Annotated in this window: 11 protein-coding genes; 5 read left to right on the top strand and 6 right to left on the bottom strand. The window is 71.4% G+C overall.

The features are described 5' to 3' along the window. Positions 1–301 precede the first annotated feature (301 nt). Both TA3x_RS12810 and TA3x_RS12805 read right to left on the bottom strand, forming a co-directional pair. Positions 302–700: a BlaI/MecI/CopY family transcriptional regulator gene (locus TA3x_RS12810; RefSeq protein WP_435021793.1), complete on the bottom strand. Its 399-nt coding sequence runs from the start codon at positions 698–700 to the stop codon at positions 302–304. 862 nt (positions 701–1562) lie between these two features. Next, entirely contained in the window at positions 1563–3854 is a 2292-nt protein-coding gene (locus tag TA3x_RS12805; RefSeq protein WP_435021791.1) for a carboxypeptidase regulatory-like domain-containing protein, read from the bottom strand. Between the two features lie 425 nt (positions 3855–4279). On the opposite strand from TA3x_RS12805, the gene TA3x_RS12800 reads away from it, so the two are divergent. From TA3x_RS12800 to TA3x_RS12790, 3 genes are all read left to right on the top strand, one after another. Next, the gene (locus tag TA3x_RS12800) at positions 4280–4702 is read left to right on the top strand and encodes a BlaI/MecI/CopY family transcriptional regulator (protein ID WP_435021789.1); all 423 of its coding nucleotides are present in this window, start codon (positions 4280–4282) and stop codon (positions 4700–4702) included. Then, a complete protein-coding gene (locus TA3x_RS12795) occupies positions 4699–7656 on the top strand; it encodes a M56 family metallopeptidase (protein ID WP_435021787.1) in 2958 nt (985 codons plus the stop codon). Before TA3x_RS12800 ends, TA3x_RS12795 begins: the two co-directional genes overlap by 4 nt. Before the next feature lie 413 nt (positions 7657–8069). Then, entirely contained in the window at positions 8070–11534 is a 3465-nt protein-coding gene (locus tag TA3x_RS12790; protein WP_435021785.1) for a Calx-beta domain-containing protein, read from the top strand. Between the two features lie 263 nt (positions 11535–11797). On the opposite strand, the gene TA3x_RS12785 is transcribed toward TA3x_RS12790, so the two are convergent. From TA3x_RS12785 to TA3x_RS12770, 4 genes are all read right to left on the bottom strand, one after another. Beyond that, positions 11798–12973, bottom strand: a complete 1176-nt coding sequence (locus TA3x_RS12785; protein WP_435021784.1) for a DUF1501 domain-containing protein — start codon at positions 12971–12973, stop codon at positions 11798–11800. 54 nt (positions 12974–13027) lie between these two features. Next, positions 13028–14395, bottom strand: a complete 1368-nt coding sequence (locus tag TA3x_RS12780) for a DUF1800 domain-containing protein (RefSeq protein WP_435021782.1) — start codon at positions 14393–14395, stop codon at positions 13028–13030. A gap of 3 nt (positions 14396–14398) precedes the next feature. Next, positions 14399–17269, bottom strand: a complete 2871-nt coding sequence (locus TA3x_RS12775; protein ID WP_435021780.1) for a sigma-70 family RNA polymerase sigma factor — start codon at positions 17267–17269, stop codon at positions 14399–14401. A gap of 751 nt (positions 17270–18020) precedes the next feature. Next, positions 18021–20624 carry an FG-GAP repeat domain-containing protein gene (locus TA3x_RS12770; RefSeq protein WP_435021778.1) on the bottom strand — a complete coding sequence of 868 codons (2604 nt, stop codon included), beginning with the start codon at positions 20622–20624 and terminating at the stop codon, positions 18021–18023. A 130-nt stretch (positions 20625–20754) separates the two neighbouring features. Between TA3x_RS12770 and TA3x_RS12765 the strand changes: the two genes are divergently transcribed. Beyond that, complete coding sequence (locus TA3x_RS12765; protein ID WP_435021776.1) at positions 20755–20991, top strand: hypothetical protein; 237 nt, start codon at positions 20755–20757, stop codon at positions 20989–20991. Between the two features lie 354 nt (positions 20992–21345). After that, positions 21346–26382, top strand: a complete 5037-nt coding sequence (locus TA3x_RS12760; RefSeq protein WP_435021774.1) for a tetratricopeptide repeat protein — start codon at positions 21346–21348, stop codon at positions 26380–26382. Positions 26383–26402: the final 20 nt, after the last annotated feature.

The raw sequence follows: 26402 nt of genomic DNA, 5'->3' as shown, positions 1-26402 counted from the left end.
GACTCCCGGCCATTCCGCTCCCCCGAAAGGGATGGCAGGGCCGTTGGTGATGGTTGGGCTCGCGGGCCGCGACCCGGCCGGGCCAGGCGCGGAGACGAGTCCGGCCGACCACCGCGGCACGATCGGCAGGGCTCCCAGGCAAGGGACGGCCAGCCCACCGAGGAGGGTCAAGACGATGAGCCGGGCTCGCCTCACCGGCTGCCGGCAGAGCCGGGCCGCGAGGCTCCCGGCGGCCAGGACGATCAGACCTCCGGCGGCGGCATCCGCCGGCCGCCACCAGGCGAAGATTCCCCCATCCATCTCAGTTGCCCCCCGTTTTCCCGTCGCCCTTCGATCCCTTCCGCCTGCGGGCCTCGGCGATCAGCCGCTCCAGGCCCCGCAACTCCTCCTCGCTGGTCTCCTTCGCCTGCAAAAGGCTGAGGACGACCTGATCGAGGGCACCGTCGAACACCCGATGTAGCAGCCGGGACGTCACCTTGTCCCGGTCGTAGGCCGGCTCGTAGATGAAGGTCCGCCCCTCGGCCCGATGTCGGACCAACCCCTTCTCCTCCATGATCCGTAACAGCGTCTGCACCGTGTTGAACGCCAGCTCGCCGCCCGGGCACATCCGGCGGTGGACCTCGCGCACGCTGCCGTAGCCCAGCGCCCAGAGGGCCTTGAGTACGTCCAGCTCCCTCGGGCTCGGTTCGTTCTCGGCCAACCCGACCTCCCCACCCCGAGTCCGGGGCGACCCACCTAACTTAGAAAGTTAGGTATAGAGTGGCGATCAGAGCGGACGAGGTCAAGAGTCGAATCCAGATTTTTCGATAACGTTGCCTTGTGGACAAACGATCTCGATTTTCGAGGCGTCCCATGGCATTTCCGGGAAGGATCCGGTGGCTTCCAGGCCCCGCATCATCCGTGGGGAAGGAGACGTCGCTCGTCGCGGGATGGATCACGTCCAAAGGGGGGCCTGATCGGTCTTCGACGTCCCGCCAGTCCCTTCGCCCATGATCGGCTGGACGAGGTGGATCCTCCGGAGATGCCGGAGATGGGCCGCTCGCCCTCCGGCCGGTCGGATCCGACCCAAACGAATTGTCCGTGACCCCTCCGGCCGGCGGAGGGCGAACGAGAGGCCGGGGATCGGCCGACCTTGCCCGTCGACGAGGTCGAGTTGCACAGCGCCACCGGGCTCGAAGATGTCCAGGTCGATCGGGCCCGCGTCCTGGCCCGGCTCGATATTGCTCCCGAGGATCTCCCCAATCGAAGTGGGCTCGAAGGTCGAGGGCCTCGGCCCGACCCGCCAATCCCGTCGGCGAGCGCCGATAGGACGCCGTCCCATCATCCTCACAGGAGACCGGCATGGCCTGGGAAGACTGAATGCGGCGTGACCGCCCGAGGAGCAGGCACGAGCCGATCTCCTGCGGGCCGGACAACGCCCAACGGATCGAGGTCGCGGCCCCGGCATCCGACAAGGTCGGGACCGTAGCCGTCGAGCGACGCGAGCGACGTGCCGACCGAGCCCGTGGCAGGCTGTCCTCGCTCCAGCACGAGGCTCGGCGCCGACCGTCCAACGATCTGCTTCAATTGGGGCGTGGCGCCGCCCCGGCATCCGGGGCCCGTCGCTTGACGCGGATGTCCCTGACCTCGGCCTTGCCTTCCTCCAGCGTGATCGATTCAGCGAACAGGGCGGGGCCGACGTTGGCCTGGACGCTCAGTTGGTACTTGCCCGGGCCCAGCCCCTCGGCCGTGAACTTGCCGGTCGTCTCGTCGATCGGCACATCCATCGACTCGCCCGCCCCCCAGGAGAGCATCAAGCTCGCCTCGGCGACGGGCTTGCCGTCCTGGTCCAGGACGCTGCCCGAGAGCTTCGCCTGGGGCTCCAGGAGGACATCCATCTCATCCTCGCCGTTCGCCCAATCCAGCTTCGCGCGGCCGAATCCTTCGGCCCTGACCACGATGGCGCCCTTGTCGAAATAGAGGGACGGGAACCCGGCCCATCCCCTCGCATCGGACCGGGCGGAGACGGTGTCGGCCCACGAATTCTCGCTGTAGCCCCACTGGAAACCGCCCCGCCCCTCCCCGTGGATCACCGTCACGCGGGCGCCCTCCACCGGCTTGCCGCCGGACCGGAAGACGCGGAGCCGGAGGGCATGCGGCGCCCCGAGCTTGAGCGTCAGGTCGTCGGCCGGCCCCAGGCTGCCGATCGACCGGACCTCGACGCGGTCGGCCTCGCCGGCCCCGAAGCCCTCGGCGATCGCCGACACGCGCACGAAGCTGCCGGCGGTCAGGCCGGTGACGGTGAACTCGCCGTCGTCCCGGGTGAAGGTCACGCCGATGCCCGAATACCCGGCGAAGAAGCCGCCCACCGGATCCCCCGGCTTGGTGTCCTTGGGGAAGCCGAGCACGATCCGGAAATTCCGCACGGGCCGGCCTCCGGGCGTGACCACCCGACCCCGGATCGCCCCCTCGCCCTGCAGTGTCACCAGGTTCATCGCCTCGTCCGTCGGGGACAGGGCCTTCCGCCGGACGGCGCTGCGGCCCTCGGCCACCACGTCGCAGGTCGCCCCCTCGGGCATCCCCTCCAGGGTGAACCGGCCGTCGCGATCGGTCTTCGTCCTCAGTTCGTCGAGGTAGACGAAGCCCGCCCAGTTGGGCTTGGGATTAGTGATTTGCGGGGACACCCCGGCCCCTTCCACGGGCGAGCCCGCGTCGTCCACGACCCGGCCGCGGATCGTGACGCCGGGCTTCAACGCGACCGCCACCTCGCGGTCGCCGCCGGCATCGACCTGGGGGAAGGCCGGCGACAGCCCTTTGGCCATCACCGACAGGACATTGGCGGCGTCGGGCACGCCCTCCAGGCGGAACGCCCCCCGATCGTCGGTCTTCGTCTCGGGCATGTCATTGCTGCCGTACCGCAGGTCCCAGCGCACCAGGGCCGAGGCCACCGGCTTGCCGTCGGGCCCGACCACGGTGCCGGACACCGTCCGCCGGGACGTCGGCGGACGGTCCGCGACCGGCTTCGCCGCCTGCCCTCCGGCCGGTCGCGGCTTCAGGACGAACTCCACCGCCGTCGGGGTCCCGCCATCGTGCACGACGACCTCGGGCAGTTCCTGCTGCTGGAAACCCGGGGCCTGGGCCGAGAGCCGCTGGGCCCGGCCCAGGGAGCGGCCGTCATAGGCGAAGCGGCCATCCTGGTCGCACCGCTCCCACAACGCCGCGCCCGAGAGGATCGTGCCCGAGGTGTTCAACCCGACCGTCGCGCCCGGGATCGGCTTGCCCTCGGCGTCGACGACCCGGCCGACGACCTTGCCCGCCTTCGGCAGCTTCAGTTCCAACTCGGCCTCAGGCCGGCCGGTCGTGTCGAACAAGATCCGCTTGCGTTCGTAGCCCGGGCAGGCCGGATACGCCTCATGGTTGTCCGGGAGCAGGCCCGGGGCCTCGAACCGGCCCTCGGCATCGACCTCGACCCGCCTGCCGTCGTCCAGGGCGAACCTGCCTCCGGCGACCGGCCCGCCCGTCTCGGCGTCCAGCAGGCGTCCCTTCAACTTCGTGGGCGGCCCCAGGCGGATCGTCACCGGCGCCGGGTCCTTGCCGTCCACGATCCGGGGCATTTGATCGAACCCGCACCGGCCACCCTCGTCGCCCCGGAGGGCGAAGACGAACCATCTCCCGGGCCCGGCCTCGATGCCGAATGCCCCGGCGCCGTCGGCCGTCGCCTCGCGGACCTCTAGCGGCCCGCTCAGGTCCATCTTCGCGACCCAGACCCTGGCCTCGCCCGCGGGTTTGCCTTCGCGGTCGACGACCGTCCCCGCGACCCGACCGGCTTCCGCCCGCCCGGTGGATAGGGCGATCAGGGTGATAAGGCACGCCAACCGGGCCGCTCGCCCGGGGCCGATCCGATCCGTCATGACAAGACCTCCCGCCGAAAGGGGACCTATCCACAATCGTCATTGATCTGGGTGCATCAGTGTCCCAGGGATCGATTCGAGGGGCAAGCATCCGATGGCGCGGCCGACGAGCGAGATCTCGCACGCCCAAACACCCGGCAATCAGGCCCTTGCCGATTCCCCTCGCCGCTTCGAGGTCTCGACCCTGCCGGGCGTGGCGACCCGCAGGGGTGCGGTCGCCCCGCACGAATCGAGGATGACGCACGACCTTATCCCGCTTCGGGATGGCCGATCCGGCATGTTCCCAATCCTTGCCGGGGCCGAGGTCGCCGTCAGGCCCGGCTTGACGGGATCTTCTATTTCTGCAGAATCAGAACCCATGACGACCCGCTAACTCCGAGGATGACGCCATGGCCCGATCTCCGAGCAAGCAGCCCACCGATGGCGAACTGGAGGTGCTGAAGATCCTCTGGAAGTCAGGTCCCGCCGGGCTGGGCCAGATCCACGCCGCGATCCAGGAGCTGCGCCCGGCGGCCATGACCACCGTGGCCACGATGCTCAAGACGATGCATTCCAAGGGGCTCGTCGCCCGCGAGGACGGCCCGCGCGGCTATGCGTGGTCGGCCGTCCCGACGGAGCGGGCGACCGCCTCGGGCCTGGTCGGCAAGCTCGTGAGCCATCTCTTCGACGGCTCGACCCGCCGCCTCGTCGCGCACCTGATCGAGGATGGTGCGCTCGACGATCGCGAGCGCGCCGAGATCCTCGACCTGCTGAAACGCACCGAGGCCGGGACCGCCCCCAAGAAGCCCCGGGCGAAAGGGGACGACGCATGATCGCCCCTGCCTCAGCCTTGTGGATGGCCGCGGGCTGGACGATGGTCCACCTCGGCTGGGCCGGCATCCTGATCGGCGTGATGGCCGCGCTCGCCCGCCGGGTCCTCGGGTCGGCCCGACCCGAGGTCCGATATGCCGTCGCCTTGCTGGCGCTGATGATCCTGACCGCCTCGCCGGTCGCGATCCTCGCCGCCGTGTACGAATCGCCCGCGTCGGTCGTCAATCCTTCGGCGTCATCTATCGCCTCGGCGGCGGTCCCCGTCATGCAAGCTGCCCCTGGTGCCCCACAACGGCCCGCGGCTCGGCCACGGACCCCGGGGCGGCACGAGGTCGAGGTCCGCTCCCGGGTCGAGGTCCTGGTTCCCTACCTGCCCTGGCTGTGGATCTCGGGATCGTCCGCGACGCTCCTGCTGCTGGCCACAGGGCTCGTCGGGGTCGAGGGCCTGCGGCGGTCGAGCCGCCCGATCCATGAGGGGCCGATCGCCGAACTGGTCGACAAACTGGCGGGTTCGCTCGGCATCGCCGGGCGGGTCGCGGTGGGGGTGTGCGATCGGCTCGCCTCGCCGGTGCTGGTGGGGATCGTGCGGCCGATGATCCTGCTCCCCCCGGCGGCCCTCTGCGGGTGGGGGATCGATCAGATCGAGATGGTGCTGCTGCACGAGCTGGCCCATCTGCGGAGGCGCGACAACCTCGTGAATCTGGCCCAGAGGGTCGCCGAATCGCTGCTGTTCTTCCACCCGGCGACGTGGTGGCTGTCGTCGTGGGTGCGCCTGGAGCGGGAGTTGTGCTGCGATCGGCTCGTGGTCGATCGCGTGGGCGAGCCGAGGGCGTATGCGGAGATGCTCGCCTCGATGGCGACGCCGGGACATCGCACCCGCGCCGCCATGCCCCTGGCCGACGGGCCGTTGCTGACCCGCATCCGTCGCCTTTTCAATCTGGAGGACCGATCGATGAAGTTGAGCATGCCGGAAGGACTCGGCGTGGCGGGGGCACTCGCCCTCGTGGCGACCCTGGCGTTGGGATCGCGGGCCGATGCGACCAATGAGATCGAGGCCAGGCGCTCGATGGCCCGCCAGGCCGTCGCGCGTCTGGAGGCCCTGCGCGGGCCACGCGAGCGAGAAGCCTCCCGGATCGATGCCCTTGAGGCTTTCGGGCAGGCCCAGATCCAGCTCGGAGACCGCGAGGCCGGCGTGGCGACCCTCAGGAGGGCGTTCGAGGCGATCGACAAGGGCGACCTGACGGGCGCCGAGGAGGATCGGGGGCGGATCGATTCGCTCATCGACATCCCCAGGATCCTCCTTTCCGAAGGGGAGGCGGACGTCGCCCGAGGGATGCTCGACCGGGCGACCAGGCTCATCGACTCCCGGGTGAACAAGCCCTCCAACCCTTCCCGAGTCGCGCCAATCGAGGGCGACAGGAACTTCACGATTCGGGTCGAGCATTTCAGCAGCAATCTCGTCCTGGCCGAATTCCTCGGATCGATCGCGCAGCAGCGGATCAAGCTCGGCGATCGCGAGGAGGCCCTCCGGCTGCTCCGCCGCATGGCCGACTGCCTGGAGGGGGAATCCGCCGGTCTGCGGGCCATCTACCTCGGCTATCTCGGCAGCGAGATGCAAAAGGCGGGCGACCCGGCCGGGGCCCGCGACCTGATCGACCGCGCCCGCAAGCTCGCCGAAGCAGCGGCCACGCCCGAGGAGAAGGAAGCCGCCCGGATCGGCCTGTCGAGGGCGCTGGCCCGGTCGGGCGACATCGACGGGGCGCTCTCCATGCTCGTCGACTCGGGCCCGGCCCGTCTCACCTCGACACTCGATGGGCTCCTCCGGGATCTGATCGAATCCGATACCCGGGCGACCTGGTACGGGCCGGGTCTGCTCAAGGTCACGATCGGCGCCGATTCCTTCAAGGTCACGGACCCCGGAACGGCCCGACGCGACCTGCCCAGGTATGCCAGGGCCCTGGCCGGGGTGGATGCTCCCATCGCCCGGGCGAGGCTGCTCGCGAGGATCGCCCACTTGCAAGCCAAGGCCGGCGACTTCGCCGGCGCCCGGGAGACGGCGGGTGCGATACCTGCCCTCCATCGCGAAGACCACCCCGGCCCGAGCGACGGCTTCTACGACGCGATCCGCCCGGTCACCTTCGCCCTGATCGCCCGCGAACAGGCCGAGGCCGGCGACCGCTCCCGCGTCGAGGCCGAACTTCGCGGGGCTCTCGACGAGGCCCGGGCCATCAACAACCGGGGGGAGAAGACGGTTGCCCTGATGGTGATCGGGCGCGAGATGGCTCGGCTCGGTGATCGGGCGGCCGCCCTGGCCGTCCTGGGCGAGGCGGAATCCCTCGTCGGGACGCTGCCCGAGCCCCGCCGCTCGCGATCGCTGGCGATGATCGTCACCGAGCGGATCCACGCGGGCGATCTGGCCGGCGCGGCCGCCTCGATGACGGCGATCCGTTCTTATCCCAGGAGCGAGAAGCTCAACGCCTTGAGGGGCATCGCCGAGGCCCATCGCAGGGCGGGCGATATCGAGGGCGACCGGGCCTTCCTCCGCCAGGAATTGGCCGCCTGCGAGGCCGAGACGCCGAAGGATGCCAGGCCCGGGCCGTCCCAGCGATTGGATGTGATCTCGATCGATACGTTCATCGACCCTGACCTGGAATCGGCCCCGGAGATGGACCGATTCACCCAGCGAGATCGATCGATCACGATACGCGGCCTGCTCGATGGGCCCGAGGTCGCGCTGAAGCTGATAGGCGAATTGCCGGCCGACGACCCCGATCTCATCCGCCAGGGGGCGATGACGCGGAGACAATCGGCCTACGGATCGCTCGTGGCGATGCTCATCTATCGCGGCGACCTCGCCGGTGCCCAGGCGGTCATCGATGCGATCCCCGAGCCCGACCTCAAGGTCGCGGCCATGACCCAGATGGCTTTCGCGCTGGACAACATCGATGGGAAATGACCGGAATCGACCCGGTTGACCTTCCGCATCCTGGCAACGATGGCCGAGGGGAATGCCCGGCGGATCGACGACCGGGCAAGATCCGCCACCGGCACCTCAGTCCGTTCCATGGATGCATGATGACTCGACATGGTTCCTTGCTGCGAACTCATGCCGTGGCCACCTGGCCCAGGGCGGATGGTCCTGCAGGGTGGCCCGGTCGCTCGGGCTTCTTGCGTTCCGCTTTTTCAACATCCCGCGAGTCCCCGGACGCATCCGCCCATCATTTACATTCACCCATCTTTTTGTCTGCTTGCCTGACCCGGGTGGACCTGATAGCTTTGCCGACGAACCAGCACTTGCACCCAATGGCCCATGCATTGCATTGGAGTTCGTCGATGCCGTCAGGCCCCTCCCCGCGCCGACGTCGTGGCATGGTAGCGAACCGTTCTCGTCACGGGCTGGCGCCGGAGCGGCTGGAAACGCGCGAATTGCTGGCATCGTTCCTCGTCCTGAACGTCAATGACTCGGGCGCGGGCTCCCTCCGGCAGGCGATCATCGACTCCAACGCGACGCCAGGGGCCAACGACATCGGCTTTGCCCTGAGCGGGTCGGCACCGTTCACGATCGCACCGATGTCGGCATTGCCGGCGATCACCAACACGGTCTCCATCGGCGGTGCCGGCCCGGACGGCAAGCCGACGATCGCGCTGGATGGGGCCAACGCCGGCAGCGGCGCATCCGGGCTCGATATCCGGGCCAATAACTGCAGGATCGACGGCCTGGCCATCGGCGGCTTCGATTCGCGGGGGATCGTGATCGAGGGAGCCTCCGGCACCCTGGTCCGGGGCAACTACATCGGCACCGATGCGACGGGCACGAGTGCCAGGCCCAACGGCGGGGCCGGGATCGAGTTGATCGAAGTCAACCCTCCCTTCCGCAAATCGGTCAGCAACAACACGATCGGCGGCACCAAGTCCATCGACGGCAACCTGGTCGCATTCAACCGGGGCGAGGGGATCGTCATCCGGGGGGGATTCGACAGCCGGGGCAATCGCATCCTGGGCAACTCGATCTACGGCAATACCGGCATCGGCATCGACCTGGGTGGCGATGGCGTGACCCGGAATCCTGTGGAGCCCACGGGGGGTGGGCCCAACTCATCCCAACCCTTCCCGGTCGTCACTTCGGCCACCTCGGGGAGCAGCCCCGCGGTTCGCGGGACGTTGACGAGCGGTCATACCGGCGATCAATTCCGGGTCGAATTTTTCGCCAGCGAGACTCCCGATGCCACCGGGTATGGCCAGGGCCGGACTTACCTCGGATTCACCACGGTCACGGTCAATAGCCTGGGGACGGGCCGTTTCAGCTTCTTCCCCGAGGGGGCGGTCGCTGGGGGCAGTTACATCACCGCGACGGCGACCGATCCGAATGGGAACACCTCCGAATTCTCGCAGGCCTTCCTCAGCCTGGCCCCCTCGCCGGGCACGATCCAGTTTGAATCGGCGACCTACAGCATGACCGAATCGAGGATGGCCACGATCACGGTCACCCGGACGGGCGGGACGGTCGGAACGGTGAGCGTCGGCTACGCCACGTCCGACGGGACGGCGCTGGCCGGGTCGGACTACTTGGCGAAGACGGGCACGATCACCTTCGAAGACGGGGATGCCACCCCCCAAACCTTCACGATCTCGCCGATCAGCAACCTCACCGTCGAGCCGATCGAGACGTTCAGCATCACCCTGAGCGGGATCGATGGGGCGACGCTCGGGGCGACGAGTTCGACGGTGGTCACCATCATCGACAGCAACACCGCCGGCATCGACGTCAACGCTAGCCTCGGACTGACCACGACCGAAGCGGGCGGGACCGCCAGGTTCGGCCTCTTCCTGAAGAGCCGGCCCACGGCCAACGTCACGATCACCCTCACCTCGTCCAACCCGGCCGAAGGGACGGTGAGCCCGACCACCGTGACCTTCACCCCGAACGAATTCAATACGCCGAAGTATGTGACCATCACCGGGGTCGATGACGCCCTCGCCGACGGCGATGTCGCCTACACGATCGTGACCTCGGACATCGTCAGCGACGACCCGTTCTACAACGGGTTGGCGGTCGCCGATGTGGATGTGGTCAACCTCGACGACGACACGCCCGGCGTCACGGTCTCCCGGACGGCGGGCCTGGTGACAACCGAGGCGGGCGGCGCCTCCACGTTCTCCCTCAGGTTGAATTCCAAGCCCACGGCCAACGTGACGATCGCCCTCGCCTCGTCCAACACGGCCGAGGGGACCGTCGGCCCGGCCACGCTGGTCTTCACCCCGGCCAACTGGGCCACCCCGCAGGTGGTCACCGTCACCGGGGTCGACGACGACACCGCCGACGGCAGCGCCGCGTACACGATCGTGACCTCCGCCACCAGCAGCGCCGACCCTTCCTATCATGGGCTGGCGGTGCCCGACGTCGGCCTCAGCAACACCGACGACGACACCGCCAGGATCGTCGCGACCGCGTTGACCTCCACTCTGGGGACGGCCGAGGCCGGCAGCACCGACACGTTCACCGTCCGACTCACGTCGCGGCCGACCGCGCAGGTGATGATCCCCCTGGGGTCGACGAAGCCGGGCGAGGGCGTCCCCGACCCATCCTTCCTGATCTTCACCCCGAGCAACTGGAACGTCCCGCAGACCGTCACGGTCCGTGGCGTCGCCGACCAGACGGTGGACGGGCCGACCTTCTACACGATCATCACCGGCACCGCGGTCAGCGATGACCCGGTCTACAACGGTTTGGACGCCGATGACTTCCTCGTTTACAGCATCGACACCGATGTGGCCGGGATCATCGTGGCGCCGACCTCCGGCCTGGTGACGACCGAGATGGGCGTCACCGCCACCTTCTCCGTGCGACTGGATACCCGGCCGACGAGCGACGTGGTGGTCCCGCTCCGCACCAGCAACCCAGCCGAGGGGGTGGTCACGCCCGCCTTCCTGCTCTTCACCCCGAGCAACTGGGACGTCCCGCAGGCCGTCACCGTCTCCGGCGCGGACGACCCGGTCGCCGACGGAAACGTCGCCCACGCGGTCGTGATCGGCCCGGCGCAGTCGGCCGACCCGTCCTACAACAACCTGGGCGCACCGGATGTCGGGATCGTCAATATCGACGACGACGAGCCCGGGATCGCCGTGATCATGACCTCGCCGCCGACCACCACCGCCGGCGGAGCGGCGACGCTGGCCATCCTGCTCCGGTCGCGGCCGATCTCGACGGTCGCGGTCAACGTCGTTTCGACCGACCCGGCCCAGGGAACGGTATCGCCCTCGGTCCTGATCTTCACGCCCGACAACTGGAACCTCCCCCAGTCGGTCAGCGTCGTCGGGTCGGGCCGCAACAGAAGCACCGGGTCGGTCGCATACACCGTCACGGCGACCGCGTCCAGCATCGACCCGCGTTACAACGACCTGAACACCGCCCCCGTGGCCATGATCAACATCAATCTCCCGCCCGTCACCGTGTCCGGAGTCCGGGTGGTCACGGTCAAGGCCAAGAAGTCCAGGGCCCAGGCGATCGCCGTCGGCTTCGGACGGGCGCTCAACGCCGGCTCGGCCATCAACCTGGGCAACTACCGGCTGATCGGCGCGGGCCGCGACCGCAGGTTCGGCACCCGCGATGACGTCCGGCTCAACCTGGCCTCCGCGTCGTACGACGCGGCGACCAACACCGTCACGCTCTCGCCGAACCGGAAGGTCTCGCTGACCTCCGGCCCGGTCCAGCTCCGGGTGATCGGCGCCGGGCTGCTCGACGGCAGCGGCCGCCCGGTCGACGGAAATCGCGATGGCCGGGTCGGCGGCGACCTGCTGGCCACGATCAACAAGAAGCGGGTCACGCTGTCCTGATCGAAAGCCGCCTGGCCATCCGAACCGCCCCGTGCGTTTCCGCATGACCGACCTGCTTCATCGTCGAGTGTCGCCATGGCATGCCCGTCGATCCGGCCGGCACAGCTTCTCACGGACATCCACCGGGACCCGCGACCCGTGGCCGTGCTCGCCTGCTCCATCCACTCCGCGACCAGCCCCACGCCCTCGAAGACCACGCCCTGGCGCGCACGACTCGCGTGCGAACCGGGGCGATCCCCCCATCGGATCGGTGGAGCGAAAGCTCACTCAGGGAGCAGCGGCATCCTCCCGAATGATCCGCCCAGGGCCGACCTCGACTCCAGGCCGAGCCAGCCGTCGAGGAGCGTGGCGTAGACCATGCGAAAGTCCACGGATGCCTTCAGGTCGCCGTCGTCGAGGTCGCCCAGGCTCGGGTAGGCACCGATCAGGCCGGGGCGGACCGCGGGGCCGGCCAGCAACACCGGGCCGGCGGCCCCGTGGTCGGTCCCAGCCGAGCCGTTCTCGGCCACCCGACGGCCGAACTCGCTGAAGGCCAGCACGAGGACCCGCTCGGCCAGGCCCGAGGCGGCCAGGTCATCCAGGAACGCCTCCAGGGCCCCGGACAGCTCGGACAGGAGTCCGGCATGTGTCGGGGCCTGGGCGGCGTGGGTGTCGTAGCCGCCCTGCGTCGCGTAGAAGACGCGCGAGGCGTAGCCCCCCTTCAGCAGCCGGGCGATCAGCTTCAGGCGGCCGGCCAGGCTGGTCGCCGGGTAGCGGGCCGAGCCTTCGTAGCGGCGGGCCAGTTCGGCCAGGCGATCGGCGCCGGCGTAGGCGTCCAGGGTGCTCCGGCGGACGAACGCCGCCAGGTCGTCGCCGGCCGGATCTCCGGCGGGCCGGCCGAGGGCGGGGTCGAGCGCGAGGTCGTCGATCCGCTCGATGGCCGAGGCGACCGACCGCCGACCCCGGAGCGCCGGCGGGATCGGCCCCGGGCCGACGAGCAGCGACTCTCCCCGCCCGCCCGCGGCGTCGAGCGAGCGGCCGATCCAGCCCGGCCCGACGTGTTCCTCGGGGTCGAGACGGGCGGTCTGCCAGATGGCCATGCTCCGGAAGTGCGACCGGTCGGGGTTGGGATAGCCGACGCCCGGCACGATCGCCAGCCGGCCCGACTCCAGCAGCCGCCCCGCCCCGGCCATCGCCGGGTGCAGCCCGACGCCGTCGGCGACCTTGATTAGCCGATCGGCCGGGATCCTCAGGGCCTGACGATTCTTCGCGTAGCCCTCATCCCCGAAGGGCACGACGGTGTTGATCCCGTCGTTGCCGCCGTCGAGCTGGATCACGACCAGGACCCGGCCGTCCTTCTCAGCGGAGGCGGCCCAGGCCGAACGGGCGAGGAAGCCGGGGATGGTGGGGGCCAGCGAGATCAGGGGGAGCGATCGCAGGACGTCGCGGCGGGTGGCCATGGTCGGGCTCCTCGGGTTGGGTTCGTTCCGGTCTCTCGCGGCCCGATCTCGGGCTCAGCCCACCTGGGCCTCTGGCGAGGCCAGGACCTCCCGCAGGGCATGGCGGGCCGCTTCGGGGGTGTCCTCGCCGAGGGTCGCCGCGCCGTCGGGCTCGACGCCAAGCAGGAGGGCGGATGCGGCAACGCGGGCATCGCCCGCCGAGGTGCCCCGGCCCTGCGAGGCGGCGATGGCCTGCGCATCGAGCGGCCCCGGCAGGCCGACCGCCTTGCCATCCGCCAGGGCCGCGGCGAGATTGGCCCGCGCGACCAGGGACCGGGCGGAAAGCCACGACCGGCCCCCCGGCCAGCCGCCGACGTTGGGCGGCTCGAACAGCTCCTGCCCCAGCCGGCCGATCCAATCGGCCAGGATCAGCGTGCTCGGCATCGAACCGGCCGGCACCAGCGCCCGGCAGGCCCCGACGACCAGTTCGGCCGGCCCGAGCACCCGCGACCGAAGGTTGGCCGGGGCGAAGAAGTCCCGAGAGCGGAGGATCGTCGCCACGGCCCGGCCCACGTCGAGCCCGTCGGACCGCAGCCGGCCGGCCAGGGCGTCGATGGCCGGGCCGTCCGTGGCGCCCTCGCCCATCAGCGTGTCGCAGAGCCGCCAGGCGACCCGCCGGGCGGTGGCCGGGTGGTCCAGGAGGATCCGCAGCAGGTCGGAGCCCGACAAGTTGCCCTTGCGACCGAGGATCGTCTTCGGGCCGTCATCGTGCCGGGACGGCGACTCGGCGAACCGGCCATCCTCGACCCGCCAGCCGGTCAGGGCGCGGGCCGCCTCGCGGACGTCGCCTTCGGCGAACTGGCCGATCCCGAGCGTGAACAGCTCCATCAGCTCGCGGGCGAGGTTCTCGTTGGGATGGCCCTTGCGGTTGGCAGGCGCGTCGAGGTAGATCAGCAGGGCCGGCTCGCGGGCGGCCTCTCCCAGCAGCTCGCCGAACGGGGCGCGGGCCAGCCGGCGGAAGGTCTCGACCTGCCGCCTCATCAAAGCGAGGTCTCCGACCTTCGAGACGGCCGAGGCGAAGTGGCCGTGCCACATCAGGGCCAGCCGTTCGCCCAGGGGGTCGGGCGAGCCGAGCATCCGATAGACCCACCAGGCCCGGAGCCGGTCGGCATCGCCCGAGGCCACCGCCGCATCGGCCAGCAGGGCGGAGGTCGCCTCGAAGTCCTCGGGGACGCCGCCGATCCGGGAGGTCCCCGCCAGGACCCGGGAGACCGTGGCCTCCGGGCCATCATGCAGGTCCCTCCGGGTCTCGGCCCAGGTGGCGGCGAATCCGGCCCGGCGGTGGAGGTGGACGACCCGGCCGAGGTCCCAGGGGACCTCGGCGGTCGGCTCGTAGGGGGCCCAGGAGTCGACCGGGCTTGGGGCGTCGCAACGGGGTCCCAAGGGTCAATCCTCCTGCTTCTTCGGGGGCTGGACCTTGAGGTCGCCAAGATCCTTGACCTCGCCGGGGGCGACGATCAGGTTCACGAACAGGTCACCGGGGGAGTCCATATTCGCCCGGGCGTCCGCGTTGTACCTCAGGCCGGGGACCAGCCTCTCGACCCGGAAGCGGCCGTCGTCGCCGACCCAGATGCCCTGATTCCAGTCGCTCCCGGGCAGGATGTCGTCGGTCTCCGGGTGCGGGTTGGTGGAGCCGGTCGGGCTCCCGATGAACATCCCCTTGCGGGGCTTGCCCTCGTCGTCGACGATCCGGCCGACCACCGTCCCCCAGGGTTGGAGCTGGATCGTGACCGGGCCCGCCTCGTCCCCCCTCAGGAGCGCCGAGCCGATCAGCTTGCGGCCCTCGCGGGCGGCGACCACTCGGCGAGGTTTGGACGGATCGAGGGCGTGGACCTCGAAGCGGGACGCCTGCTGGTCGGATGGGCTGGTCGCGAACAGCTCTCCCAATCCCTTGACCGTGGTCTCGCCCACGGGCCGGCCTTCGGGATCGACGAGCCGGACCTCCGCCGACCGGCCGGGATCGGGGTGGAAATCGACCGTGGCGGGGACGGAATCGGGCCCCAGGTTCACCTCGGCGATCGCGTGGAAGCCATCCACGTGGCAAACATTCGGCGCGGTATCGAACCACCGCGTCTTGGGATTGAATCCCGCGATCGTCTCCGCCCCAACGGCCTTGAGATGCCGCTCCTCCTCCGCACGGATCGCGATCAGGCCGCGGCCGGGCAGCGCGGTCAGCTCGTAGCTGCCGTCCGCCCCCAACTGGCCGTAGGACTCCAGCCCTGCGGAGAATCGCGGGTAATCGGCGAGGTGGGGGTTGTCCCTGAAGGTGTAATAGCTCGCGTACCCCCGGACCGGCCGTCCGGTCCCCTTGTCAGTGACCTTGCCCCGGACGACGATCCCCGCCTTCGGCGCGAAGTCGAAGGCGACGGGTTCCAGGGCGGGGGAGTCGGCCGTGACCTTCAGGGTGTCACGGGTGTAGGGGAGCCCCGGGCCGGGCTCCAGGAACAGGCGATAGGCGGTCGACCTGGGCAGGCCCTCCAGGCGGTACCGCCCTTCGGCATCCGTCCGCGCCTCGATCCCTTGGGCCGGGATCATGCTGGACGCGTCGTAGACGGCGGCCTTGATCTTCAGGCCGGCGATCGGCTTCCCCGAGTCCTTATCGCGGGCGACGCCTTCGATCCGCTTGCTGGGCGCCAGGGCGATCTGGAACCGGGGGGCTTCCACGATGAACGGCCCTTGCCGCAGCATCGCCTTGTCGACGGACCGGATCGTCGCCTCCTCGCGGCTCAGCACATTGACGCGTGTCGTGGCGAGCCCGGGGCCCGTGATGTTCAACTCGGCGATCCGGTCGCGGCCCACGCCGGTCAGCCGGAACCGGCCATCGGGGCCGGCCTCGGCCGCGATCGGCCCGGGCCGCTCCATCGGGAGGTTCTCCAACCCCTGCCAGAGGTTGCCGGCGGCGCCATTGCGGGCCCGGGCGATCCATCCCGGCAGGTCGCCCCTCGCCTCGAACCAGATCCGGGCGACCTCGACCCTGGCGTCGGCGGCGGGCCGTCCTTCCAGGTCGATGATCCGCCCCTCGATGGGCGGCCCCTCCTCGACCAGGGAGACCACCTGCTCGGCAGGCCGGTTGGCCCGCAAGGCCCGCTCGATCCAGCCCACACCGAATCCCGGGGCCGAGGCGACGAGCCAGGGGAAGCTGGCCGCGTATCCCTGCGGTTCGGCCCCGCCCGGTTTGGTCAGGAGGATGGCGAATCGGCCATCGGCGCCCGAGGTGGCCTCCGGCCAGGGCTTCTCCCCGCGATCGACGAGGGCCGCCCGCACGACCGCCCCGGCGACCGGCCTGCCGTCAGGCGCGACGACCCGGCCCCGGACCTCGACGGTCTCAACCGGCTTTTCCTGCTCCGTCGCGGCGGCCTCGGCGGTCGACCGGGCCGGAGCATCCGGCCTGGCATCAGGGCCCTCGGGGCGGCCCGCGCCGGCGGCGATCACGCCGGCCGTCGCCAGGCCGAAGGCTGCGACGGCGGACGTCGCGGCGATCTTGATCTTGGTCATGAGCATCCCCCTCGTGATGGCATGGGTCAGGGCCAGGGCGACCGCCGAGGCGCCCCCGCCGGTGGCGGCCGAGACCGCCGCCCGGGCCAGGGCCGGCGGGACCGCCGAGGCCGTGGCAGGCGTTGCCAGCAGGGCCGCGACCGCCGGCGCGGCGAGGCCCCGACGTGCCAGGCGGCCCTTCAGCCGCTGGCGGGCCCGGGCCAGGCGGTTGCGGAGCGTCGGCACGGTCCATCGGAGCCGGCCGGCCGCCTGCTCGTAGCTCAGCCCTTCCAGGTCGCACAGGACGACCGGGAGGCGCTGGCCCTCGGGCAGGCGGTCGACCTCCTCGTGGACGACCCGGCGGAGCTCGGGGTCGGAACCGTCGCCGGACACGCTCGCGATCGGGGGCTTCATGGCCGCCGCCTCCGCCTCCTTCCGACGCCTCCGGCCCGCCTCGGCGGCGAGCTGGAGGCTCGCCCGATAGGCGACCCGGTGGAGCCAGGCGGCGAGCGCCTCGCCGCCCCGGATTGCGCCGGCCCGCCGGGCAAGGACCAGGAAGGTCGCCTGGAAGGCGTCCTCCACGTCGTGCTCGTCCCGGAGGATCGCCCGGCAGGTGGCCAGCACCAGCGGCCCGTGGCGGGCCACCAGCGCTTCGAACGCCACCCCGTCCCGCGACGATGCGTACCTGGCCAGCAGTTGGCCGTCCCCCTGCCCGACCGCCGTCCCCGCCCCGAAGAGGTCGCGGAGGTGGCGGTCGGCCGATCCCAATCCTGCGCTCGCCATGCGGTGGGCTCCCCCGATCGCGTCTCGTCCGACCCGAATAAGAGGGGTGATGTCACGGCCTCGTCCCGGAATTTTCCCCGAAATCTCGCCGGACCGCACCGGATGCCCACCGCTTCCCCGTCGATCCGGGGGCCTGGAACCTCAAGATGCCGAGGTGCTTCGCCTCGCCCGGCAGGGTGGTCACATCGCCGGCCGCCTCCCCGGCGACGACCCGGCCCGACCGGTCTCGCAGGCGATTCTTCAGGCCGGGGACCAGACCGGCATCCCCCGCGTCGCGGAGTGCTCGGGGCGGATCTCGCAGCCCGGGCCGGAGATCAGTGGCGACTCGACCCGTTCCCGGCCGGTCCCCCAGATCGTGAACCGGCCGTCGCCGTCGGTCGAGGGACGGGAGGTCGTCGTTCGCCCACGCGAGGAGCTTCCCGAACGCGACCGTGAAGGCGCTCTTTTCCTCGGCCATCACGGCGAGCCATTCGTCGACCCGGGCCGTTGGGGACCAGAGGATGCTGATGGGTTGGGCCGATGCCTTGGCGATCAAGGGAGTCCTCCGGCCCCCCCGCCGGCTACCCGGCCCGCTTGCTCGACCTCGACTTCGCCGCGAGCGGATCCCGGGGGGAGCCCGCGGGTTCCTCCGCCGATCGAGGCGGGCGGATGGCCCGACGGCCCCGCGAGGTATCTCGGCGAGATGAGGCAGGCGAGGACCCCGACCCGGCGGTGCCGCCAGGGCCGGGGTCCCGAAGGCCCGGCAGGCCCGTCAACTCGTCGCGTAGAAGAAGTTCAGGTCCGAGACCCGGACCTGGGTGCTCGACGACCCCGCCGCCGGGGTGAGCACGAACTGCATCGTGTGCGACCCGCCGATGCTGAATTCGCTCTGGTTGAGCGTGATCGTCCCCCGCCCTCCGCGATCCCGGACGACCGACGCGTCCATCACGAACACGAGGTCGCCGTCGAGGGTCATCGTCAGCGTCCCCCCCTGCGAGGGGTCGAGGAACTGGTAATCGAACGAGATGCCGTTGAGCCGGCCGTACTCGGTCGAGAACGAGCCCGAGTAGCTCGGTTGAGGGACGCCGCTCGTCTGGGTCAGGGTGACCTGGGCGCCCGAGCCGGGATTGCTGACCGCCACCGACGGCGTGTTCGGCGTGGTCTTGAATGCCAGGTTATACGACTTGTAGACGCGCGAGGCCAGCGTGCCCGGCTGGAGCACGTACTGAAGGCTCGGGTCATAGCTCGATCCGGCCCAGCCCTGCGTGTAGTAGCTCGACGTGAGATCCGCCGGCGGCTTCTGCTGCCCCTGATTGCCCGGCAACAGCGGCGACCACCCCTGGCCGACGGTCGCGCCGAACCTCACGCCCGGCTGGCCCGATCCGGTGTACCAGTACGCCGAATAGCTGTGCCGGTCCTCGATCGAAAAGTCCGAGCCGTCCAGGTTCACGTCCACCACCTGGCTCAGGGTGTTGCCGGACGGGGTGGTGATGTTGCTGTACGGCTCGCTCAGGTAGGAGATGTAGTTGTCGACGAACGTGGCCCCCTGGCCCTGCCGGCCGATGTTCAGGTCCTGCAGGTAGTACCAGTTGAAGTTCGTCGCCCCGAGCGTGTTGCTCACCTCGGAGAGGTCCTCGGGCGAGTCCAGGGTGGTGAGCTGCCGGACGTCGAACGTGCCTGGCACGGCCTTGGTGGCGAGCGAGACCGCGGCGACGGTCGCCACCTTGGAGCCGTGGCTGTGGCCGATGAGCTGGATCTCCCCGCCGAAGGCCTCCTGGCTCCCCAGGACCGTGCGGAGGCCATCGGCCAGCCGCTCGCCATTGAGGACCGTCGCCGCCTCGGACACATTCGGGTTGGTGATCGACGAGGTGCCCGAGTCGTCGATCCAAGTATAGGCGAGGACGACGGCCTGGGGGTCGATCGCCGCGGCCCGGGCGGCGATCGTCTGGGCCATGCCGGTCTCGGATACCTCGATTGCGTTCACGTCGTAGCCGTGGAGCAGCCAGTACGACGCCGGCCCCAGCGTCATGTCGGACTGGTCGTTCGCGGCGAGGTTGGCGGCGAGGGAGTAGCCGGCCTGGCTCGGGTCGGTGTCCCACCAGGTGAGGTCCTTCGGGGGGCTGGCATTGGCCTCGGCATCGACCCAGTAGCTGTAGTCGGCGGCCCAGCCGTGGACGAGCACGACGACATGCTTGCCGACGAGGCTGGGGTCGTTGGGCGCGACGGGGACGAATTCGGGCTTCCCCGTGGACGGGTTGTACCGAAAGCGGGCGAGCCGCTGGTAGGGGAGCAGATCGGCGTCGCTGAAAGCGTCGGCGGCGACGACGGCCGGGGTGGAGAGGCCGACCGTGTTGCTCGCAGCGAGCGAGCCGCCACCCCGGGCGACGGGGAGCGTGTAGGCCACCGCCGGGGACGCGTCCGGCGTGGTCAGGCCGAGGAGCCGGACGCGCGAGGGGGCCGCATCGAGCACGGTCGTCGCGCCGGGCCTGCCTGCGGGGGCGACCGCGATGCCGTCGCCCCCACGCCGGGCCCCGATGTCGACGGCCGCGACCCGCACGCCGCGGGCGAACTCGGGGCCGGCCACGCGGTAGGTCGCCGACGGCGTGGTGCCCAGGCCGGAATAGACCCGGACCGCCGCGCCCTGCACGCCGCCGGTGCCGACGATCACGTCGAGCCGGTTATCGTTGTCGACGTCGCCGACGGCCACCGAGTTGCCGCCCCGGGCTCCCTTCGTGGGCGGCTGGTGTCGGGCGAGCACGCGACCGGTGGCCCCGTCGAGGATCTTGACCACGGCCCGGCCCGCGACCGGGGTCGTCACGATGTCGGCGTGCGCGTCCCGGTCGAGGTCGCCCACCGCGACCTGCACGCCCCGGCCGCCCGGGGTGCCGGCGAGGAAGGAGGCCACCCGCCGCCCCTGCACGCCCCGGAAGACCCCCACCCGCGCCGGGCCCCGGTCGGCCCCGACCACGATGTTGGCCAGCCCGCCCCCCTCGACGTCGCCGGTCGCCACCGTCAGGCCGCCGCGGTACGACTTCGGGCGTGCGAGGAACCGCCCGACCAGGGCCCCGTCCGCGCCCGAGAAGACCTTCACCAGGCCGGCCATGCCCGGGCCGGGCGCGGTCACGATGTCGGGCCGCCCGTCGCCGTCGACGTCGCCGACGGCCACCCGCACGCCGCCCCGGAACGCCTCGTCATAGGCGAGGAAGCGGGACGTCTCGACCCCGGTGGCGGAGTCGAACACCCGGACCTCGGGCGCGTCCCCGCTCCCCGCCCCCTGGACCAGGATCCCCGAGAGGACCACGCGGGTTTCGAGGCGATCGACCTCCGGTCGCCTCCTCGCCCCGAGCCGCCGTCCTCGTCGAACCCCGCGATCCATCCCCGGCCCTCGGTGCATGGCTCTCTCCCGGAATGGTCCCAGATCCCGATGCCCTTTGCTTGCCCACCAGATTACCACCAACGCGGCGGGGCTGCCGGGGGGATGTCCTCGCGTTCGTCACATCTGGATCTTGCGTGCGTTCATTGGTCCCACGGAAGACGGGATCGTCACCAAACGGGCCGAATCCGGGCGAGATACGACCTCGGAGGAGAACGTGACGCGTCAATCGCTCCTCGCGGCCCTGGGCCGGGCATTCGCACCCTTCAACGCCGAGGCCACCGCCGGCCGATCCCGCTCAGCCGGTACGGAGGTCCGCTATCTGCTGGCCTTTTCGCCCGAATTGAACCCGATCGAGCGCTTTCCTTGAAACTCAAGGCACGGCTGCGGACGGTGGCCCGGACGACCGCAGCCCTGATCGGGGCGATGGGCGAGTCCCTGCGGGCGGTATGCCCGAGTGACATCCGGGGCCGATTCCGCCATGGCGGCGACCCGGTCGAGGAGTCAACCGTCGCGAGATGGCCCGGGAGGGGCCGGCCTCGCCCTTTGTTCCTCCGTCGTCGCCGTTTTCGACGACGGCGAGGATCCTCGTTCCCTGTCCCGGAACCTTGTCGTAGGTTGGTGTGTCCAACAATCGATCCGGCGCCGCGACCGCGCGGGGACTCTGGCCGCGATGGGCCCGACGACGGATCGGCAAGCCGAGGAAGGGTTGGGACGGGCCATCATGGCGACAGCAACCGATGAGCGAGCGCCGATCGCGGTGCGCCCGGCCGACCTGGCCGGCGTCCGGGGCCTCTACGAGGCCGGGGACTACCTCGGCGCCTACCACGCCGCCACCGCGATCGGGCCGCTGGACCGGTGGACCGGCACGGCCGCGCGGGTCCTGGCCGGGCGGCTGGCGGGCAACCTCGGCTCGATCCGCCTGGCCACGACGATCCACCGCCTGGCCCTGCGGGACGACCCGACCGATCCCGAGGCCAACTATTATGTGGCACGGATGATCGCGGGCCGACGCGGGTTCCTGGCGGCCTGGGAGTTCCTCCGCCGGGTCGGGCCGCTGCCCGACGCCCCCGCCGAGATCCGCTCCGACTGGCTGGCCACGCACGCGATGGTCCTGGGCGGCCTGCGCGACTTCGACGCCGCCGAGGGCTATCTCGCCGACGCCGAACGCACCGCGCCGGGGCGGGCCTGGATCGCCGTCGAGCGGGCCGACCTGCTGGAGGAGCAGGACCGATACGACGACGCGCTCTCCGCCGCCCGCGAGGCCCTGGCGATCCAGCCGTGGTATCGCCCGGCCGTGCAGTGCGTCGCCCACGTCCTCTCGCTCCTCGGTCGCGAGGGGGAGGCGCGGGAGCTGCTGATCGAGGCGTTGGACCATGTCCGGGCCGGGTCGCTGGCCGGCCAGCTGGCGGTCTTGCATTTCGAGGCGGGGCTCTACGCCGAGTCGCTGCAAAGCCTGGATCGCTACGCCGAGCTGTCCCCGCTGATCGACCGGCCGACCCGCCGCTGGCTCGCCGCCCGGCGGTCGGACGCCGCCTACTGGCTGGGCGATCACGCCCGGGCCGCCGAGTATGCCCGCGCCACCGAGGCCCCCTTCTTCCTCAAGGTGGCCGAGCGGCTCGAAGACCCGGCCATCCCCGATCGCCGGGTCCAGTTGCCGGTCGGGTTCGTCCGGCAGCACCACCAGACCTGTGCCCCGGCGACGCTCTCGGCCCTGGCGCGGTTCTGGGGCCGCGAGGCCGACCAACTCGCCGTGGCCGACGCGATCTGCTACGACGGCACCCCCGACCACCGCGAACGCTCCTGGGCCGAGGCCAACGGATGGGTGGCCCGCGAGTTCACCGTGACCTGGGAATCGGCGATCGCCCTGCTGGATCGGGGCATCCCGTTCACCCTGACGACGGTCGAGGTCGGCAGCGCCCACCTCCAGGCGGTCATCGGGTACGACGCCCGGCGGGAGTCGTTCCTGATCCGCGACCCGACCATGCCGCACGCCGGGGAGGCCCTGGCCGTCCCGTTCCTCGAAAAGTACCGCTCGGTCGGGCCGAGGGGGATGGCCTTCGTCCCGCTCGACCGGCCGGGCCTGCTCGACGGGATCGACCTGCCCGACGCGGAGGTTTACGACCGGCTCCACCGCGTGCAGGTCGCCCTGCACGACCACGACCGCAAGGGGGCCGACGACGCGTTCCGATCGCTCCGGGAGGCCACGCCCGAGCACCGCCTGGCCCATCACGCCCGGCGCCTCCTGGCGATCTACGACAACAACCCGGCCGAGATCCTCGCGGGCGTTGAGTCGCTCCGGGCCCTGTTCCCCGAGGACGAGAACCTCCGGCTGGCCCACCTCGGCTGCCTCCGCGCGCTGGGGCGACGCGATGAGCGACTGGTCCTGCTCCGCGACCTCTGCGACAATAGCAAGACCGACCCGCTCGTCTGGCGGCAGTACGCCCAGGAACTGCTGGCCGACGCCCGCGAGCACCCGGCCGCCGGGCGATTGGCCCGCCGCGTCCTGCGGTTCCGGCCCCGCGATGCCGGGGCGATGATGGTGCTGGCCCGCGTGGCCTGGGAGGCGGGCCGGCGTGACGAGGGGCTGGAGCGGTACCGGTTCGCCTCGTGCCTCGACGACAAGGACGAGGGGATGGCGCAGAGCTATTTCTCCGCCGCCCGCTTCCTCGGCCGGGTCGACGAGCCCCTGCGTCTCCTCGCCGGGCGCGTCCGACGCTCCGGGGTCCGCTCGTCGGAGCCGGCGCGGACGCTCCACGACGTCCTCGACCAGCTCAATCGGTCGGCTGAGGCCGAGGCGGTCCTGAAGGAGGCCCTCCGGCTCCGGCCCGACGACGGGGCGCTGCTGCTGCACGCCGCCCGCGCCGACGCCTCCGCCGGGGCCTTCGACCGGGCCGATTCCCGGCTCGACGCGGCGCGGGGCCATTGCCGGCGCGGCGACTGGCTCCGCGTCGCGGCGGAGGTCGCCCAGATGCGCGGCGACCTGGTCGGGGCGCTCGCCCTCTGGGACGAATTCCTCGCCGGAGAACCGACCGACGTCGACGCCAACCGAGCCGCCGCCCGGCTCCGGGCCGAGACCGAGGGGGCCGACGCGGCCCTGTCCCACCTGGAAGCGGCCTGCGAGCGTTCGCCCTTCAATTACGCGTTGCGAAAGCTCCTCATCCACTACCTACGCGACGAAAGGTCGGCCGCCGACGCCGAACCGGTCGTCCGTCGGCTCCTGGCCGATCACCCCCACGACGCCTGGGCCCGGCGCGAGCTGGCGATCATCCTGGCCAATCGGGGCGAGCACGCCGAGGCCCAGGCCGAGCTGCACGCCGCCGTCCTTTTCGAGCCGGGCGGTTCGATCAACGAATCGGTCCGGGGCTACATCCTGGAGAGGGCCGGCCGGGTCGGAGAGGCGCGGGAGGCCTATCGCGAGGCCATCCGCCGCGACGTGGACAACGGCCAGGCGCTGGCCCGGCTGATCGAGACGGTCGGGTCCCACGCCGAGCGCGTGGCCGACCTGACGTTCATCGCCGCCGAGCTGACGACCCAGGTCACCTTCGGCGACGGCCTGCTGGCCTTCGCCGGCCAGGCCCGGGGCACGCTCGACCCCGCCGAGCTGATGGCCCTGCTCCGGGCCGCCCACGAGAAGCGGCCCGACCTGTGGCACGCCTGGTCGGCGCTGATCCGCCAGCACATCGTGCAGGGCGATGCCTCCGGGGCCCGCGCCCTGGCCCGCGAGGCGACCGAACGATTCCCCTTGCTCGCCCAGGTCTGGCGCGAACTGGCCGCCGCCTGCGCCGCCGAGGGAGACCGCACCGGCGAGCGCGAGGCGCTGGGGGTGGCCCTGCGGATCAGCCCGGGATGGGGGATGGCGGCGCGCCTGCTCGCCCAGTCGCTGGAGGCCGACGGGGATTACGCCGGGTCGCGGACCGTCCTGGAACAGGCCGCCGCGCATTCGCCCCTCGATGCGGGCAATCACGCCTATCTGGCCGACGCCCTCTGGCATCTCGACGAGCGCGAGGCGGCCGTCGAGCGGATGGAGCGATCCCTCCGCCTCGAACCGGGCTACGAATGGGGATGGCGGACCCTCCGCGACTGGCTGGAGCAACTGGGTCGGGCCGAGCGCCTGCCCGCGCTGGCTCGCGAGATCTCCGACCGACGGAGCGGCGACGCCTCGGCCTGGATGGCGTTGGCCCGCACGCTCGACGGGCCCGAGGCGCTGGCCGAGCGCCTCGACGCGCTGGATCGGGCCGCCGCGATCGACCTCCAGGGGACCGACGCGATCGATTTCAAGGTCCGGCTGCTGGCCGACGCCGGTCGGTACGACGAGGCCGAGGCCGCCTGCCGGTCCCCGCGCTGGGGGGATCGCCCGCCCGTGTCGATCCGCGGGCGGGCCCTCTGGGTCATGGCCAGCCGTGGCGACATGGCGGGCGCCGCCGAGCGGATGCAGGCCCTGCTCGACGAGAACCCGGACTACGCCTGGGGTTGGTTCCAGCTCGCCGAGTGGAGGCGCGAGGTGGCCCCGCCCGAGAAGTACCTGGAGGCGGCGGAGGCCGCGGCCCGACTCTGGCCCGACGCGGCGGTCGCCCACGCCTACCACGCCGAGGCCAGCGAGCGGACCGCCGACCGCGCCGGGGCGAAGGACGCGTATCGCCGCGCCCTGGCCCTCGACGCCGACTACCAGTTCGCCGCGCTCAGCCAGTTCGACCTCCTGCTCGAAGACGGGGATCTGGACGAGGCCGCCGCGGTGCTGGAGCCCATCGGCATCGACGACGAGGGCGGGCACTTCGTCCTGGCCCGCGCGGTCCAGCTCCACGCCGCCCGGCGCGATCGCGACCGGGCCCTGTCCGCCCTGGAGCGCCTGGCCACGGCACCGGGAGTCGACACGAGCTGGCCCTTCGAGGTCGCCGACGACGCGATCCACCACGCCGGCTGGGATGCCCCCGCCCGGGAAATCTATGCCCGGGCCCTGGAGCGGCCCGATGCCTCGCCGACCCTGGGGGCGTTCTGGGGCGAACGGATGACCGACCGCCGCGACCGGCGGGCACTCCGCCGGCTCCCGACGATCGTTGCGGCGGGCAGCGAGGCCGGCCTCCAGGCCCTGGCCGCCCACCTGCGGTGCCTGGGGCAGGGCCGGCGACGGTCTCGCCTCCGCGCCGCTCTCCGCCGGCACCGCGAGGCCATCCGGCGAGACACCTTCTGCTGGGGGACCGGCGGCTATGCGCTGCTCCAGGCCAGCGACTTCCGGGCCACCATCCGCCACCTCGCCGACTGGCGAGACCGGGCCGGCCTCCAGCCGTGGATGCTGCTGAACCTCATCATCGCCCTCCGCACCGTCGGGCGCGACGCCGAGGCCAACGAGGCCAGTCGCCGGTCCCTGGCCCTCGCGAGCGATGTCTGCACCCCGATGCACCTGACCTGGCTGGCCCTCGACGAGCTGCTCGCGGGGCAGGTCGAGGCCGGCTCGGCCCGGCTCGACGGGATCGACCCCGGGCCCCTCGACGAGGAACACAAGCATCTCATCGGGCTGGCCGGCGCGATCCGCGAGGTCGAGGCGGCCGACCCCGACCAGCGCCGGCGGGCGGCCTATCGGGCCAGCCGGGCCGTCCTGGCCCTGAACCAGGGCCCGTCCATCCCCGCCAATGGCCACCCCGCCGTGGTCCGGGCCTACCGACGCGTCGTGCGCCGCATCCGGGGCCATCTCGGCCCCTGGTCCGGGGCCATCTTCGGCCTGGAGGCGGCCCTGCAACGACCCAGGAGCAAGCCGATGTGACCGCCCGCCACCGGCCCCGA

This window comes from Tundrisphaera macrotermitis, from assembly GCF_051175315.1.
GTDB lineage: Bacteria > Planctomycetota > Planctomycetia > Isosphaerales > Isosphaeraceae > Tundrisphaera.
The sequence above is the reverse complement of the archived record's forward strand: the minus strand, read 5'-3'. Positions and strand labels throughout refer to the sequence as shown.

What these genes read in the sequence shown, in the direction of transcription:
- TA3x_RS12800 (WP_435021789.1), top strand. Translation starts at nt 4,280, where the DNA reads ATGGCCCGATCTCCGAGCAAGCAGCCCACCGATGGCGAACTGGAGGTG.
- TA3x_RS12795 (WP_435021787.1), top strand. Translation starts at nt 4,699, where the DNA reads ATGATCGCCCCTGCCTCAGCCTTGTGGATGGCCGCGGGCTGGACGATG.
- TA3x_RS12790 (WP_435021785.1), top strand. Translation starts at nt 8,070, where the DNA reads ATGGTAGCGAACCGTTCTCGTCACGGGCTGGCGCCGGAGCGGCTGGAA.
- TA3x_RS12785 (WP_435021784.1), bottom strand. Translation starts at nt 12,973, where the DNA reads ATGGCCACCCGCCGCGACGTCCTGCGATCGCTCCCCCTGATCTCGCTG.
- TA3x_RS12775 (WP_435021780.1), bottom strand. Translation starts at nt 17,269, where the DNA reads ATGGCGAGCGCAGGATTGGGATCGGCCGACCGCCACCTCCGCGACCTC.
- TA3x_RS12770 (WP_435021778.1), bottom strand. Translation starts at nt 20,624, where the DNA reads ATGGATCGCGGGGTTCGACGAGGACGGCGGCTCGGGGCGAGGAGGCGA.
- TA3x_RS12760 (WP_435021774.1), top strand. Translation starts at nt 21,346, where the DNA reads ATGGCGACAGCAACCGATGAGCGAGCGCCGATCGCGGTGCGCCCGGCC.